We start from the raw sequence: 14,197 nt of genomic DNA on the forward strand, positions 1-14,197 counted from the left end.
AGATAGGCCCGGCGAGCCGCCCGCTACCGGCAAGCTTGTCAATTCAGGCGGTCTGTTCGCCACCGATGGCGCGTGCGAGGATCACCATGAACTTGTCCTCTGCATCTCCAAAGCAGTGCAGCGGCTCCCAGCCTCCGGCGAGCAGCAGCGTGTTGGCACTGCGCGGGTCGTACTTGTGGCTGTTTTCGGTGTGTATGGTCTCTCCCGCCTGCATCGTGAAGCGGCGTCCGCAGACATCGAAGCGGATGGGATCGAGCGCCTCGATGTGCATCTCTATCCGCGCGCGCTCGTCATTCCAGACCGCCCGGTGTGCAAGGCTTTCCAGAGGCATATTGCCGCCCAGTTCCCGATTGATCCGGCACGCCAGATTGAGATTGAAATCCGCCGTGACGCCTTGGCCATCGTCATAGGCCGAGACCAGTTCGGTCGTTGCCTTGATCCGGTCGAAGCCGATCAGCAGCAGGCTATCCTCACCCAGTGTGCTTCGCATCGCGCGCAGCAGATCCGACGCCGCCATCGGCTCCATGTTGCCGATGGTGGAACCGGGGAAAAAGCCGAGGCGCGGATGGCCCTCCACTTCGGGTGGCAAGCGGGTTGGCGTGCCGAAATCGCCTTCCACCGGATGGATCGGCAGATCGGGGTAGCGTTGCGCCAGTGCAGCGCAGGCCTCCTCCAGGAAATCGCCAGAGATATCGATGGGAACGTAGGCCGCTGTCCAGATCGCGTCGAGCAGCAACGGTGTCTTCGTTGCGCTGCCTGCACCGAACTCGACCACGACATGGTGGCGTGATCCCACCATACGTCCGATCCGGGGCGCATGCGCCATCAGGATGCCCGCCTCGGTGCGGGTCGGGTAGTATTCGGGAAGACGGGTTATGGCCTCGAACAGCTCGCTGCCGCGATGGTCATAGAACCACCGCGCGGGGATGGCCTTTTGCCGCTGGGCGAGACCGGTCAGGACATCCCGACGGAACTGCGCGCGCAAAAGGTCGCGATCGGTGTCGATCAGATCGTGTACTGCGGTAGCCATGGGTCTAGATGTCCTTTGCCAGGCGCAGGCCGGTGAACTGCCAGCGTTTCTCGGGGGGGAAGAAATTGCGGTAGCTGGCGCGCGAATGCCCGCGCGGTGTCGCGCAACTGGCGCCCTTGAGCACGCACTGGCCCGACATGAACTTGCCGTTGTATTCGCCCACCGCGCCTGCTGTCGGTCGGAAGCGCGGATAGGGAAGATAGGCCGAGCGGGTCCACTGCCAGCAGTCCCCGAACAGTCCTGGCGAGCCTGACGGCGCCACGGCTTCTGCTGTGTCCAGTTGAACACCGGTCAGGGGATCGTGATCGCCTGCCAGCACTTCCCATTCAAATTCGGTCGGCAATCGGCAGCCCGCCCAGGTCGCGTAGGCATCGGCCTCGTAAAACGATATGTGGACAACCGGCGCATCGGGATGGCGCGGTTGCAAACCCGCGAGCGTGAACGCCTCTTCATCGCGCCAGTAGAGCGGCGCCTCGATCTCCTGCGCGTTGATCCATGCCCAGCCATCGGACAGCCACAACGCCGGATTGCGATAGCCGCCATCCGCGATGAACGCGTCCCATTCGCCATTCGTGACGAGCCGCCGCGCAAGCGCAAAGGGCTCTATCACCACCTGATGGCGCGGGCCTTCGTTGTCGAAGGCGAAACCCTCGCCGGAATGCCCGATCGACCTGATCCCTCCATCGCAGCGCCACCAATCGTCGGCATCGACAATACAGGGGTGGGGCATCGATACGGAAGAATAGGCAGGCGCAAGCGGGTTCTGGAACAGCGCATGCTTGATGTCGGTCAGCAGCAATTCCTGATGCTGCTGCTCATGATTGAGGCCAAGCGTGATCAGGTCCGAAAGGTCGTCCCGTTCCAGCAACCGCTCCATCTCCCGATCGACGTGATGGCGGTAATCCAGCACGGCTGCGAGAGAGGGGCGCGTCAGCATGCCGCGCAGCGGACGCGCGTGCCGTGGCCCTTCAGCCTCGTAATAGGAATTGAACAGGTAGGCCCAGTCAGGATCGAACGGGCGATAGCCCGGAACGTGATCGCGCAGCACGAAAGTCTCGAAGAACCAGGTGGTGTGCGCCAGATGCCACTTCGCGGGAGAGGCATCCGGCATCGACTGTACGGTGGCGTCGGCGTCCGAGAGCCGCTCGGCCAGCGCCTGCGATAGCGCCCTTACCGCGCGAAAGCGCTCAAGGCCGGCGCTGCGGGGCGCGCGCGATGTTTCCAGTGCAGTCGCCATGCCTTCGTAACGGCAAGGGACAGGATAAGATGCATGCCCTGCTCAACATTCTGCCGCTCGGCGGGTTCGTGCGACGGATTGCTCCATGAGAAGGGCTGGCAGAGCCACATAGCGGAACCGGTCACGCGTGCATCATGTTACGATCGCGACAATCACAACGGCGATCCGAGATGTTCCACACATGAACCCTCACACCACATCCAATGAAGCACGGGCGCAGGAACAAGCCGTGCCCCCGGACGCCTTCCGCATGATCATGGCGTCGTGGGCAACGCACCGTGCGGATATCAAGCGGGCCTGTGGCCGGATTCTTCAACGGCAGAAAGACATCTAAGCTGTGTGGGCAATGAAAATCGCGCGGCCGGTCTCGGATTAAGGAACGCGACGCACCGTTATGCCTTGAGCATGTATGGCCACGGCAGGAAAATCGGAACAGCGGTATGACGGCGGCATCGTCGATCCCCGCGAAGCAGCGGAAAACGCGGGGCTCATCTACGTTTCGGACGAGAGCAAAGGCATAACCCGCACACCCTGTCGCGGGCGCTTTCGCTACCACGACACCCGTGGCCATCTGATAAAGGACGAGAAGAAGCTGCAACGGCTGGCGGCTCTGGCCGTTCCGCCCGCCTATACCGATGTCTGGATATGTCCCCGCGCCAACGGGCACCTGCAGGCAACCGGACGGGACGCGAAGGGCCGCAAGCAATATCGCTATCATCCGCGTTTTCGCGAAGTTCGCGACAGCACGAAATACGAGCACATGCTCGATTTCGCGCGGGCGTTGCCGGCCATTCGCAACCGTATCGAATCCGACCTCTCCCGGCGCGGCCTGCCCAAAGAGAAAGTTCTCGCCGCCGTGGTTCACCTGCTGGAAAGCACGATGATCCGCATCGGCAACAGCGATTACGCCAGACAGAACAAGAGCTATGGATTGACCACGCTGCGCGATCGCCACGTCACGGTGAACGGCTCGGAACTGCGCTTCCGTTTCAAGGGCAAGAGCGGCAAGCAGTGGAACCTGACACTGAAAGACAGGCGCATTGCCGCCATCGTCAAGCGCAGCCAGGACCTGCCGGGCCAGCACCTGTTCCAGTACATCGGCGAAGACGGGCAGGAATGCGAAGTGACTTCCGGCGATATCAATTTCTATCTGGGAGAGATATCCGGCACCCGGATCACCGCGAAGGATTTCCGCACCTGGAACGGAACCGTGCTCGCTGCAATAGCACTGGCGGAATACGAAAAGGTGGATAGCGAGGCGGCCGCCAAGCGCAATGTCCGCAGCGCGATCGAAGCCGTCGCCGCCCGGTTGGGCAATACGCCCACCGTCTGCCGAAAGTGCTATATCCACCCCGAAATCTTCGAGAGCTACCTGAACAACGAACTGGTGCTTGAAGCCAGGAACGCCGTGGAGACGGAACTGCGCGAAGATGTCACGACGCTGCGCCCGGAAGAAGCCGTCGTTCTGGACTTCCTGCAACGCCGCCTGGAACGCAAGGCCCAGGGTCGGGCATGACGCACGAGGCCGCCCACGTTTCGAAAATGTCGATCGTCGTCGCAGCGCTGTCGACGGTCGTCGAATGGTACGATTTCACGCTTTACCTGTATTTCGCAACGGTGATTTCCCGCGTGTTCTTCGGTCAGGGCAACGCCGCCCTTGCCTCCACATTGGGAGGCTTCGCGGTGGCCTATCTTATGCGTCCTCTAGGCGCCGCGGTGTTCGGCCATATCGGTGATCGCTTCGGTCGTCGGCGCATGATGCTGATCTCCATGGGATTGATGAGCCTTGCCATGCTGGCCACCGCCTGCCTGCCGACCCATGCGACGATCGGCCATACATCGGGCATTCTGCTCGTCGTTCTGCGCTGTGCGATGGGGTTCTCGGTCGGCGGTGAATACACCGGCGTGGTCGCGTACCTGCTGGAGAGCGCCCCTTCCCATCGCCGAGGCCTCGTCACATCCCTCGCTGCGGCGGCTAGCGAGGTGGGCGGACTGCTGGCAGCAGCCGTCTGCACAATCACGGTCAGCCTCATGAGCCCGCAGGCATTGACCGACTGGGGCTGGCGCATACCCTTTTTCCTGGGCGCCCTGCTTGCAGCGGGGCTTTGGATCGCGCGCTCGTTCATGGAGGAAACCCCGGCGTTCCAGCAGCAGATCGCAACCGGCCACACGCCGCGTAACCCGCTATTCGACGCCTTGCGCCATCATCGCCGGGCGATTGCCCAAGGGTTTGCCATCTCCGCACTTGGTTCGATCACTTACTACATTGGGATAACCTACGTCCCCACATTCCTGACCCACATCGGCAGAATGCGGGAAGTCGCCGCCTTGCAGCTTTCCACGGCAGCAGCCGTCGCCGTGATTGCGGTAACGCCATTGGTCGGAATCGTGGCTGACCGGATCGGGCGGCGCCCTGTGCTCCTTGCCCTGTGTGTTTGCGCCATACCCCTGCCCATAGCCCTCTTCGCCACGATGACCGGTGGCACCTCCCGCCTGATCCCTGGTGCGGTTCTGCTTCTAGCCGTGCTCGGTGGCGCTGTCAGCGCGGTCGGTGCAGTAACAACTGCAGAGCTTTTCCCCGCCGCTAATCGCCTTAGCGGCCTGGCCATCGGTGCTACTGGCGCCACAGCCATTTTCGGAGGACTCGCACCTTACACCGCGCAACTGCTGAGTGATAAGCTAAGCACTCCATTGGTGCCCGGCATGATGATTGCATTCGTAGCGATCGTTGTCCTTCCCGTATTACTTGGCATGGGCGAGACTGGATTTTTGAACCGTACGGCAGCGAAAAATCACAGCCCCTCATCTCTTCCCAGCCGATAACGCCGCGCTACAAATCATCGTACATCATTTAAATCGAATACATCTTCATTCGATAAAATTTACCGGGTGACAAAACGAAAATGTGAAGCAAGAAATCGAATCGTTTGACCTGAGGCAATCCAAGGTAGGCTGACGAACGAGGCAAGGTTTTTTGCTGAGTCTCATAGTGTCAATCATCTGAAGCACTTTCCATTTTCAGCACTTTTTCAGCAGCTGCGAGGCGGTGCACCTCCAGTTTCGCCACAGCAGAATCGCATTGTGTAGCGGTCATTACCTGACATCGCTCACGCATCTTGAAGATCAGTTCAAGGATTGAGGTGATCTCCGATGGTGTCTGCCCGGCATCAACCGATAAGGGCTGCAAGCGGCTTTGCCTTGCAAGATGGTCGTGCACACCGGAGCGAACTTGTCACGCAAGTTGATGAAATTCATTCACCCAATATCCCCACGTGCCTGCTTGCGCATAAGGCTCACTCCCGAAAGCGCAATGCCTCGACCAAGAGCGTGAATGCGGCCTTGGGCTGACGCCTGCTGGGATAATAGAGGTGGTAGCCGGTAAAAGGCGGCGTCCAGTCTTCCAGCACCCTCTCCAATTGCCCTGCGGCAACATATGGCGCGACGTAATCCTCCGGCACGAAGCAGATGCCAAAACCGTCCAGCGACGCCTGGATGATCAGATCGACATTGTTCGACGTGAAACTGCCTTCGACCCGCACGTTCAGTTCGCGGCTCTCCCGCTCCAACTCCCAGGCATAGAGCCCCCCCGATGTCACCATGCGCAGGTTGATGCAGCGGTGGCCGGCCAGATCCTGCGGAAAGACGGGATAACCATGCTGCGAAAAATAACCGGGAGCCGCCACTGCGGCCATGCGCAGATCCGGTCCGATCCTCACCGCGATCATGTCACGTGCCACCTGTTCGCCAAGACGCACACCGGCATCGAAACGATCTGCAACGATGTCCCGCAGGCCGGAATCGACGCTGATCTCGACCTCGATCTCGGGGTAATCGCGCATGATTCCGGCAACCGCAGGCCACAGCACGGTCTTGCTGGCATGCGAGGGAGCGGTGATACGGATCAAACCGGAGGGCCGCTCACGCAATTCACCGATCTGCTCAAGCTCGCCCTCGATCTGCGCGAAGGCAGGAATGAGGCCTGCCAGCAGACGTTCCCCCACATCGGTCGGCGATACGCTGCGCGTCGTGCGCGACAGCAACCGCACGCCCAGCCGCGTCTCCAGACGCCGCAGCTTGTGGCTGAGCGCGGACTGCGACAGCCCCATGCGGTTTGCAGCCTTGGTGAAACTGCGCTCTTCCGCCACCGCGATGAAGGCGTTCAGATCGATCAGGTCATCGCGCTGCATTGATGATTCCTGTTAATAGAGCCATGCTATAATTATGCACTAATCGTGCGACCGGATGCAATCTATCTCCTCGCCTGCAAGATCGCGGCCATGACAGGCGCCACGACAGGAGATGCAGTCATGCAAACAAGAAGCCTTGGAATTGATGAATTGCAGGTCTCGGCCATTGGGCTGGGCTGCATGGGTTTAAGCTACGGCTATGGACCTGCGGTCAGCGAAGGCGATGGCATGGCCCTGATCCGTGCCGCCTATGACGGCGGTGTCACGTTCTTCGACACGGCCGAGGCCTATGGTCCCTATGCCAACGAGGAACTGCTCGGCAAAGCGCTGGCCGACGTTCGGAACGACGTCGTGATCGCCACGAAGTTCGGTTTCATCGACGGCAAGCCCGCCAGCGGGCTCGACAGCCGACCGGAAACGATCCGCGCCGTGGCCGAAGCCTCGCTCCGGCGCCTGGGAACCGATCATATCGACCTGTTCTACCAGCACCGCGTCGATCCGAACGTGCCGATCGAAGATGTGGCAGGAACGGTGCGCGACCTCATCGCCGAGGGGAAGGTACGGCATTTCGGCCTGTCCGAAGCCGGTGCCGAAACCATCCGTCGCGCCCATGCCGTACAGCCCGTGACCGCGCTCCAGAGCGAATATTCGATGTGGTGGCGCGAACCCGAAACGCAGATCCTGCCGCTTTGCGCCGAACTCGGGATCGGCTTCGTGCCGTTCAGCCCGCTCGGCAAAGGCTTCCTGACAGGTGCGATCAATGCCCAGACCACCTTCGGCGAAGACGATTTCCGGGCCGTGGTGCCGCGCTTCGAGGAAGCGAACCGCAAGGCCAACGATGCGCTGGTGCAGGAACTGAAGGCCATCGCGGCGCACCACGACGCCACCCCTGCGCAGATCGCGATCGCCTGGCTGCTGGCGCAAAGCCCTTCCATCGTTCCGATTCCCGGCACCACGAAACGTCATCGCCTTGACGAGAACCTTGGCGCTGCGCGGCTCGACCTCGACGAAAACGACCTTGCCGGCATCCATCGTACACTCGCAGCCTTCCCTGTTGCGGGCGATCGCTACCCGGCCTCCATCGCGGGGCGCGTGGGTCGCTGATCGTCCCGGCCGGCGATCGAGACGTTTGCCTTCCCCGGCCCTTCTCTCGTCGGCCGAACCTCACAGAACCAAAGGAATATCACCATGAAACTGATCCGCAACGGCACCCAGCCCTCGGTCAAGGGGCCAGCCGAATACTTCACCGAGCAGGTCCGCATCGACACCCCGTTCCAGGCTATGGCGCCGGGCCGTTCAGGCGGCGCCATCGTCACCTTCGAACCCGGTGCCCGTACAGCCTGGCACACCCATCCGCTCGGTCAGGTTCTGCTCGTAACCTCGGGCACGGGGTGGACGCAGTGCGAAGGCGAAGCCAAAGTCGAGATCCGCGCAGGCGACGTCATTTACTGCCCACCGGGTCATCGCCATTGGCATGGCGCCACGCCCACCACGGCCATGACCCATGTCGCCATCGCCGAAATGTTCGAAGGCCGTGCGGTCGACTGGCTGGAGCATGTCAGCGACGAGGACTATCTGGCCGGCGAGGCTGAACGCTGAGAGCCCGTTTGAAAATTCGGCCATGCCGAATTTGGCGGCACCGGCCCTCTCCCCCACCCTACCACCCAACGGTAGCATCCTGCGGGTGATAGGGTGGGGGAGAGGGCCGGTGCCGCCTCAAAAATGCCGCCGCAGGCATTTTTCAAACGGACTCTCAGGCGGCCTCGTACCTCCATCCGATACGATGACCACACATCCTATGACACAGACTGCTTCCTCTCCCTCTCGGGCACCCGGCACATCCGAGCCCGCCGTCACCTCTCATGGCTGGCGCGTGCTCGGCATTCTCAGTGCGCTGATGGGCTTCGCGTCGATCTCGACCGACCTCTATCTCCCCGCCATGCCCACCATGGCCCATGCGCTGCACGCCGATGTCGGCACGACTGAATGGACCGTCACCAGCTATCTGATCGGCTTCAGCCTTGGGCAGCTGGTCTGGGGGCCGGTAGGTGATCGCCACGGGCGCCGCATCCCGGTGCTGCTGGGTATTGTCCTGTTTGCGCTGGGATCAGCGGGCTGTGCGCTGGGAACAACGATCTGGGCGGTGATCTCCGCGCGCATACTTCAGGCCATCGGCGCATCCGCGGGCGTTGTGCTGGGGCGTGCCATGGTGCGCGACCTCTATCAGGGCACGCGCGCCGCCAGCATGATGTCCACACTGATGACCATCATGGCAGTGGCACCTCTGATCGGGCCCTTCGTGGGCGGGCAGGTATTGCTGGTGGCAGGCTGGCGCGCGATCTTCTGGCTGCTGGTGGCCGTCGGCCTCGTGACGACATACGCCATCACGACACTGCCCGAGACCTTGCCGGTATCGCGACGCCATGACGTGCCGCTGATCCGCGCCCTGACCGGTTACGCCACCTTGCTGCAGAACCGCAGCATTCTCGCCTACATCGGGATGGGCGCATTTTTCTATGCCGGGATGTTCGCCTATGTCGCGGGATCGCCCTTCGCCTACATCACCTATCACCACTTGCCGCCGCAATATTACGGACTGCTGTTCGGCCTTGGCGTGATCGGCATCATGGCCAGCAACATGGCCAACGCACGGCTTGTTCATCGCTTCGGCACCGATCGCATGCTGATGGCGGGCTGCCTGCTAGCCGCGCTTTCCGCCGCGTGCATCGCCTTTGCCGCGACAACCGATGCGTTCGGGCTCACTGGGCTGGTGATGACGCTGTTCTTCTATATTTCGGCGACCGGGCTGATCGTGGCCAACTCCATCGCCGGAGCCATGGAACTCGCGCCCGAACGAAGCGGCGCCGTATCGGCGCTGACCGGCGGCCTGCAATACGGCAGCGGGATCTTCAGTTCGCTGCTGGTAGGCATCCTCGCAGACGGCACCCCCCGCCCGATGGGCTTCATTATCCTGGCGTCCAGCCTTGGCAGTCTTGCCTGCGCCTTCGTTCTGGCCAACGCGAAGAAAGACGCCCGCTGAAGCGGTCTCCCTGCCCTGCATGATACAAGGCAGGGAGACATCGCATCAGGCCAGCGTCGCCATATCGATCACGAAGCGATAGCGCACATCGTTCTTCTCGAGCCGTTCATAGGCTTCGTTCACCCGATCTGCGGAGATAAGTTCGATATCCGCCACGATGTCGTGTTCGGCACAGAAATCGAGCATCTCCTGCGTTTCGGCAATCCCCCCAATGTTCGAACCCGAGAAACTGCGGCGCCCCTTCACGACATTGAAAGCGCCCACCTGCAGCGGCTCGTTGGGCAGACCCACAAGCACCATACTGCCGTCGATCGCCAGCAGGTTCAGATAGGCATTGACGTCATGCGGCGCCGAAACGGTATCGATCAGAATATCGACCCTGGAGGCGAACGCCTTCATCTGATCAGCATCGGTCGAGAGCACCGCGTCGTGGGCCCCGAGGCGCTTCGCATCCTCGACCTTGCCTTGCGACGTCGTGAAGCACACGACATGGGCGCCCATCGCTCTTGCAATGCGGATCGCAACATGTCCAAGGCCACCGATCCCGATGATACCCACGACCTTGCCTGCACCTGCGCCCCAGTGCTTGAGCGGTGAATAAACGGTGATGCCGGCGCACAGCAGCGGAGCGCCTGCGGCCGGATCCATTCCCTCGGGCATGTGCAGGGTATAGGCCTCCTTACACACGTAGGTCTGCGAATAACCGCCGAACGTTGCCCCGCCCAGATACTTGTCCGGCGTGTTGAATGACAGGCTGGTGCCACCTTCTCCACTGCAGAACTGCTCCAGGTCGCGATGGCACGCAGGGCACGTTCCGCAGGAATCCACGATGCAACCGACGGCAGCCATGTCCCCCACCTTGAAGCTCTTCACCGTGCTGCCGACAGCGGTGACGCGACCGACGATCTCATGGCCCGGCACCATCGGATACCGGCTGCCGCCAAAATCGTTGTGCGCCAGATGCAGATCCGAATGGCAGATGCCGCAATAGAGAATATCGAACTGCACATCGTCCGGCTGCAAATCGCGACGTTCGATGGACAGCAACTCGATAGGCTGGTCGGAGCCCTTTGTCCCCAGGGCCTTGATGGAAGTCGGCATAAGCATCCTTGAAATCGAAATGGAACGATCACAGCCTGCTTTCCGCAGGCGGCTGGCATGTCCGAATTGCTCCGAATGCCTTCGGTGATCGCGGTCGCGACCTGCGACTGCCACGACAGGGTAGGTGGAGTGGTCACAACCGATAATTCGGCATTTTTGGCATGAGCCTATCAACCACAGTCATGAAACAGACTGCACTTGGTCGAAGCAGCGGATCTTCACACGGACGCAGGCGCCTGTCTGGGGCAGGATGGCGCGTTCCTTACCGGCAGCGATTTCCTGATGGATGGTGGCGTTACGGCATCCTGGTTCTACGGCGACCTGAAGCCCTCTGCCTGAGGCTTCCTGCCTCCCCTCCGCAACACACATCGGGGTCGCCTTCGTGCAGAATCAACAAGCTAGGTAATAGCCCGTAAATACGAGAAAATATCACCAATATCGATGTAACTTGGCCTTTCTTTCGATAGCCCACTTGCGAAGAGCACCGCCAAAAGGCGCCTGCAGCGCAGCGGAAAACCACGGCAGATGGAACCTCTGCCACGACCGCGACCGATTTTGTCGCTTTCTCTGCCCCCATCCTGGCTGCGACACCTCTCAAGGGTTCCGCAAAGGATAAAACCCGTCCGATCCTGCCAAAGAGAATGTCACCGTTTCGGATTTAGCTCCGCGCGATGACTGCGCTGCACAATGCATAATCGGCGACAGGCTCACGATTTCATCGAGACGCCGGGGATGCCGCTACCGCACTGCGGCGTCCTCCGTCCCGAGTCCGTATCGGGACAACTGCATTATCTGAAAAGCGCATTGCCGCGCAGTTGCCGGGGGGCGGCTATCGGCAATGTACGGGGGGACAGGCATGGACAATACTGAAACCGTAATGCGCAATCGCGCCAAGGCGGTAAGGCTGATCGGAATAGCCAACGAATTGCTTGCGCTCGCTCGTGATCTGGAAATCGGCCAGACCGAACCTGTGATGCTCGCCGCCGCAACGCCGCCTCTCTTGCGAAGCGGAACACCTGCAAAAACCGAGGCAGGGCAGGACCACCCGATCTGGGTCGAACTGGCACGGCAGACTTATGACGACCGGCGCAGGCGAACCAAGATCTTCCAGTCGGAAAGCCTGTTTGGCGAACCTGCCTGGGATATCCTGCTGGACTTGTTTATCGCGATCAAGGAACGCCGCCGCGTCTCGGTGACAAGCGCCTGTATCGGCTCGGCCGTCCCGTCGACGACAGCACTACGCTGGATCACCATACTCGAAAAGCAGGGCTTTCTGGTCCGTGAGGCCGATCCGGGCGATGCCCGCAGGGTCTATGTGAAGTTGAGCGCGAGGGGCTATGCGGCGATGCTGGAATACTTCAGCGCAGCCTCGCGCTCGGTCGTGCTGCTCGACGGCGCCAAACAGAGTGCGGTTGCAGGCGGTCGCTGAGAGCAGCTCACGCTCAGAACACCCCGTGCCCCTGCATAAGCGCCTTATATCTCGGTATCATATCTCGGTATCCGGGAAGCGCGATCTTCGCGCCTCCCGAACACATCGTGTTATCGAACTTTCGGAAATATCCTCAGAACTTCAGGCGACCGAAGGCGGCCTTGCCGGCATAGCGGGCGGCCGAACCCAGCTCTTCCTCGATGCGGATAAGCTGGTTGTACTTGGCAAGCCGGTCCGAACGGGCGAGCGAGCCGGTCTTGATCTGGCCGCAGTTCGTGGCAACGGCGAGGTCGGCAATGGTCGCATCCTCGGTCTCGCCCGAACGGTGCGACATGACCGCCGTGTAGCTGGCACGATTGGCGATCGAGACGGCTTCCAGCGTCTCGGTCAGCGTGCCGATCTGGTTGACCTTCACCAGCAGCGAGTTGGCGAGGCCCTGCTCGATGCCCATCGTCAGGCGCTTGGGGTTGGTGACGAACAGATCATCGCCCACCAGCTGGACCTTGTCGCCGATCTTGTCGGTCAGCGCCTTCCAGCCCTCGAAATCGTCCTCGCCCATGCCGTCTTCGATCGAAATGATCGAATAGTCCTGCGTCAGCTTGGCAAGGTAGTCGGCGAATTCGATGGGGGACAGCGAGAGACCCTCGCCGCTGATCTCGTACTTGCCGCTCTTGAAGAACTCGGTCGCGGCGCAGTCCAGCGCCAGATAGACATCGCTGCCCAGCTTGAAGCCCGCCTTTTCCACCGAGGCACCGATGAAGTCCAGTGCCGCCCGCGTGCTGGCGATGTTGGGCGCGAAGCCGCCCTCGTCGCCCACGGCAGTGGCGAGACCCTTCTCGGCAAGGCCCTTCTTCAGGGTGTGGAAGATTTCCGAACCCCAGCGCACCGCTTCGGCGAGCGAATCGGCGCCGACCGGCATGACCATGAATTCCTGGAAGTCGATCGGGTTGTCGGCATGCTCGCCGCCGTTGATGATGTTCATCATCGGCACTGGCAGGACATGCGCCGAAACGCCGCCGATGTACGAATAGAGCGGCAGGCCGCGCGCATTGGCAGCGGCCTTGGCCACCGCCATCGACACGCCGAGGATGGCGTTGGCGCCCAGACGACCCTTGTTCTCGGTGCCGTCCAGATCGATCATGGCGAGATCTACGTCGCGCTGATCTTCGGCATCCCGGTCGACAAGCAGCTCGGCGATTTCGCCGTTCACGGCGTCGACGGCCTTGAGCACGCCCTTGCCCATGTAGCGGCTCTTGTCGCCGTCGCGCAGTTCGACGGCTTCGTGCGCGCCAGTCGATGCGCCCGAGGGAACGGCAGCACGGCCGAAGCTGCCGTCTTCGAGCAGCACGTCGACTTCAACCGTGGGATTGCCGCGGCTGTCCAGGATTTCGCGGCCGTGGATGTCGATAATCGCGGTCATTGTCTCGGTGTCTCCTCTAGGGCGCTCTGAAGGCGCAGTCGTGCGCGGTTTAGCAGGGGAACTTCGCGAGGCAAGTTGCGTTGCAACACCTGAGGGACAAGATGTGTACCCCTGACGATCAATGTGCGTTATGGTACATATCTCCGGCACCTTTGGGATTGCATGGCAATGCAATGAAATCCCACGGGAAACCGCAACAATCGAGGAAGGACAGACATTATGGCCGAAACCGACGCGACCGCTTCGACGGCAGACGCCGCCGCCAAGTCTCACTTCACGAAGGCCATGGAAGAGGCCAAGGCAGGCCTTCAGGCCGTGACCGACAGCTATCGCGAGAAGCTGAAAGCCTCCACCGCCGAATTCAGCGCCGAAGCCAAGGCGCGCACCGCCGACGCCCAGACCAAGGCCGATGGCTATGCGGCACAAGCCAAGGAGAAAGCCGTGGATCTGGCAAACGAAGGCAAGACCCGCACCAGCCAGGCGATCGTCGGCCTCAGCAAGCTGCTCGACGACAATCTCGAGACCATCGATGACAAGGTGGGGGTTCGCTACGGCGACTATGCCCGCAGCACCTCGCAGGCGATGAAGGATACAGCGGGCAAGCTGGACGAGAAATCGCTCGAGGATCTTGGCAACGATGCCAAGGAATTCGTGCGCACCAGCCCGGTGCTCGCGCTCGGCATGGCGATGGCCGCCGGGTACATGATCGGACGTGTGCTCAAGAAGGGCTGAGCCCTGCGGCCCCGATATTCC

The 14,197-nt window shown here is 61.4% G+C and carries 14 protein-coding genes; 8 read left to right on the forward strand and 6 right to left on the reverse strand.

From position 1 onward, the window contains the following. Positions 1-43 precede the first annotated feature (43 nt). Positions 44-1,030, reverse strand: a complete 987-nt coding sequence (gene egtD, locus AC3EC3_RS06020; protein ID WP_488488706.1) for an L-histidine N(alpha)-methyltransferase — start codon at positions 1,028-1,030, stop codon at positions 44-46. 4 nt (positions 1,031-1,034) lie between these two features. Next, a complete protein-coding gene (gene egtB, locus AC3EC3_RS06025) occupies positions 1,035-2,267 on the reverse strand; it encodes an ergothioneine biosynthesis protein EgtB (protein WP_488488707.1) in 1,233 nt (410 codons plus the stop codon). 409 nt (positions 2,268-2,676) lie between these two features. Between egtB and AC3EC3_RS06030 the strand changes: the two genes are divergently transcribed. Together AC3EC3_RS06030 and AC3EC3_RS06035 are read left to right on the forward strand one after the other, a co-directional pair. Then, positions 2,677-3,783 (forward strand): DNA topoisomerase IB, encoded by a 1,107-nt coding sequence (locus AC3EC3_RS06030; RefSeq protein WP_488488708.1) that lies wholly within the window; start codon positions 2,677-2,679, stop codon positions 3,781-3,783. Then, entirely contained in the window at positions 3,780-5,090 is a 1,311-nt protein-coding gene (locus AC3EC3_RS06035) for an MFS transporter (protein WP_488488709.1), read from the forward strand. Before AC3EC3_RS06030 ends, AC3EC3_RS06035 begins: the two co-directional genes overlap by 4 nt. Positions 5,091-5,259: 169 nt before the next feature. On the opposite strand, the gene AC3EC3_RS06040 is transcribed toward AC3EC3_RS06035, so the two are convergent. Together AC3EC3_RS06040 and AC3EC3_RS06045 are read right to left on the reverse strand one after the other, a co-directional pair. After that, on the reverse strand, positions 5,260-5,484 hold the full coding sequence (locus AC3EC3_RS06040) for a hypothetical protein (protein WP_488488710.1): 225 nt from the start codon (positions 5,482-5,484) through the stop codon (positions 5,260-5,262). A 76-nt stretch (positions 5,485-5,560) separates the two neighbouring features. Beyond that, entirely contained in the window at positions 5,561-6,454 is an 894-nt protein-coding gene (locus tag AC3EC3_RS06045) for a LysR family transcriptional regulator (protein ID WP_488488711.1), read from the reverse strand. A gap of 120 nt (positions 6,455-6,574) precedes the next feature. On the opposite strand from AC3EC3_RS06045, the gene AC3EC3_RS06050 reads away from it, so the two are divergent. From AC3EC3_RS06050 to AC3EC3_RS06060, 3 genes are all read left to right on the forward strand, one after another. Then, positions 6,575-7,558 carry an aldo/keto reductase gene (locus AC3EC3_RS06050; RefSeq protein ID WP_488488712.1) on the forward strand — a complete coding sequence of 328 codons (984 nt, stop codon included), beginning with the start codon at positions 6,575-6,577 and terminating at the stop codon, positions 7,556-7,558. 84 nt (positions 7,559-7,642) lie between these two features. Further along, the gene (locus AC3EC3_RS06055; RefSeq protein WP_488488713.1) at positions 7,643-8,053 is read left to right on the forward strand and encodes a (R)-mandelonitrile lyase; all 411 of its coding nucleotides are present in this window, start codon (positions 7,643-7,645) and stop codon (positions 8,051-8,053) included. 199 nt (positions 8,054-8,252) lie between these two features. Continuing rightward, on the forward strand, positions 8,253-9,494 hold the full coding sequence (locus AC3EC3_RS06060; protein ID WP_488488714.1) for a multidrug effflux MFS transporter: 1,242 nt from the start codon (positions 8,253-8,255) through the stop codon (positions 9,492-9,494). Positions 9,495-9,539: 45 nt separating this feature from the next. Here AC3EC3_RS06060 and AC3EC3_RS06065 read toward each other — a convergent pair whose 3' ends face one another. After that, positions 9,540-10,709, reverse strand: coding sequence for an NAD(P)-dependent alcohol dehydrogenase (locus tag AC3EC3_RS06065; protein WP_488488715.1), 1,170 nt, complete (start codon positions 10,707-10,709; stop codon positions 9,540-9,542). Between the two features lie 84 nt (positions 10,710-10,793). Between AC3EC3_RS06065 and AC3EC3_RS06070 the strand changes: the two genes are divergently transcribed. Together AC3EC3_RS06070 and AC3EC3_RS06075 are read left to right on the forward strand one after the other, a co-directional pair. Continuing rightward, the gene (locus AC3EC3_RS06070; RefSeq protein WP_488488716.1) at positions 10,794-10,934 is read left to right on the forward strand and encodes a hypothetical protein; all 141 of its coding nucleotides are present in this window, start codon (positions 10,794-10,796) and stop codon (positions 10,932-10,934) included. Positions 10,935-11,451: 517 nt separating this feature from the next. Beyond that, positions 11,452-12,024, forward strand: coding sequence for a MarR family transcriptional regulator (locus AC3EC3_RS06075; protein WP_488488717.1), 573 nt, complete (start codon positions 11,452-11,454; stop codon positions 12,022-12,024). A gap of 133 nt (positions 12,025-12,157) precedes the next feature. Here AC3EC3_RS06075 and eno read toward each other — a convergent pair whose 3' ends face one another. Next, on the reverse strand, positions 12,158-13,444 hold the full coding sequence (gene eno, locus AC3EC3_RS06080; RefSeq protein WP_488488718.1) for a phosphopyruvate hydratase: 1,287 nt from the start codon (positions 13,442-13,444) through the stop codon (positions 12,158-12,160). A gap of 219 nt (positions 13,445-13,663) precedes the next feature. On the opposite strand from eno, the gene AC3EC3_RS06085 reads away from it, so the two are divergent. Continuing rightward, entirely contained in the window at positions 13,664-14,176 is a 513-nt protein-coding gene (locus tag AC3EC3_RS06085; RefSeq protein ID WP_488488719.1) for a hypothetical protein, read from the forward strand. Positions 14,177-14,197 lie beyond the last annotated feature (21 nt).

This window comes from Novosphingobium sp. BAM6 (assembly GCF_057784955.1).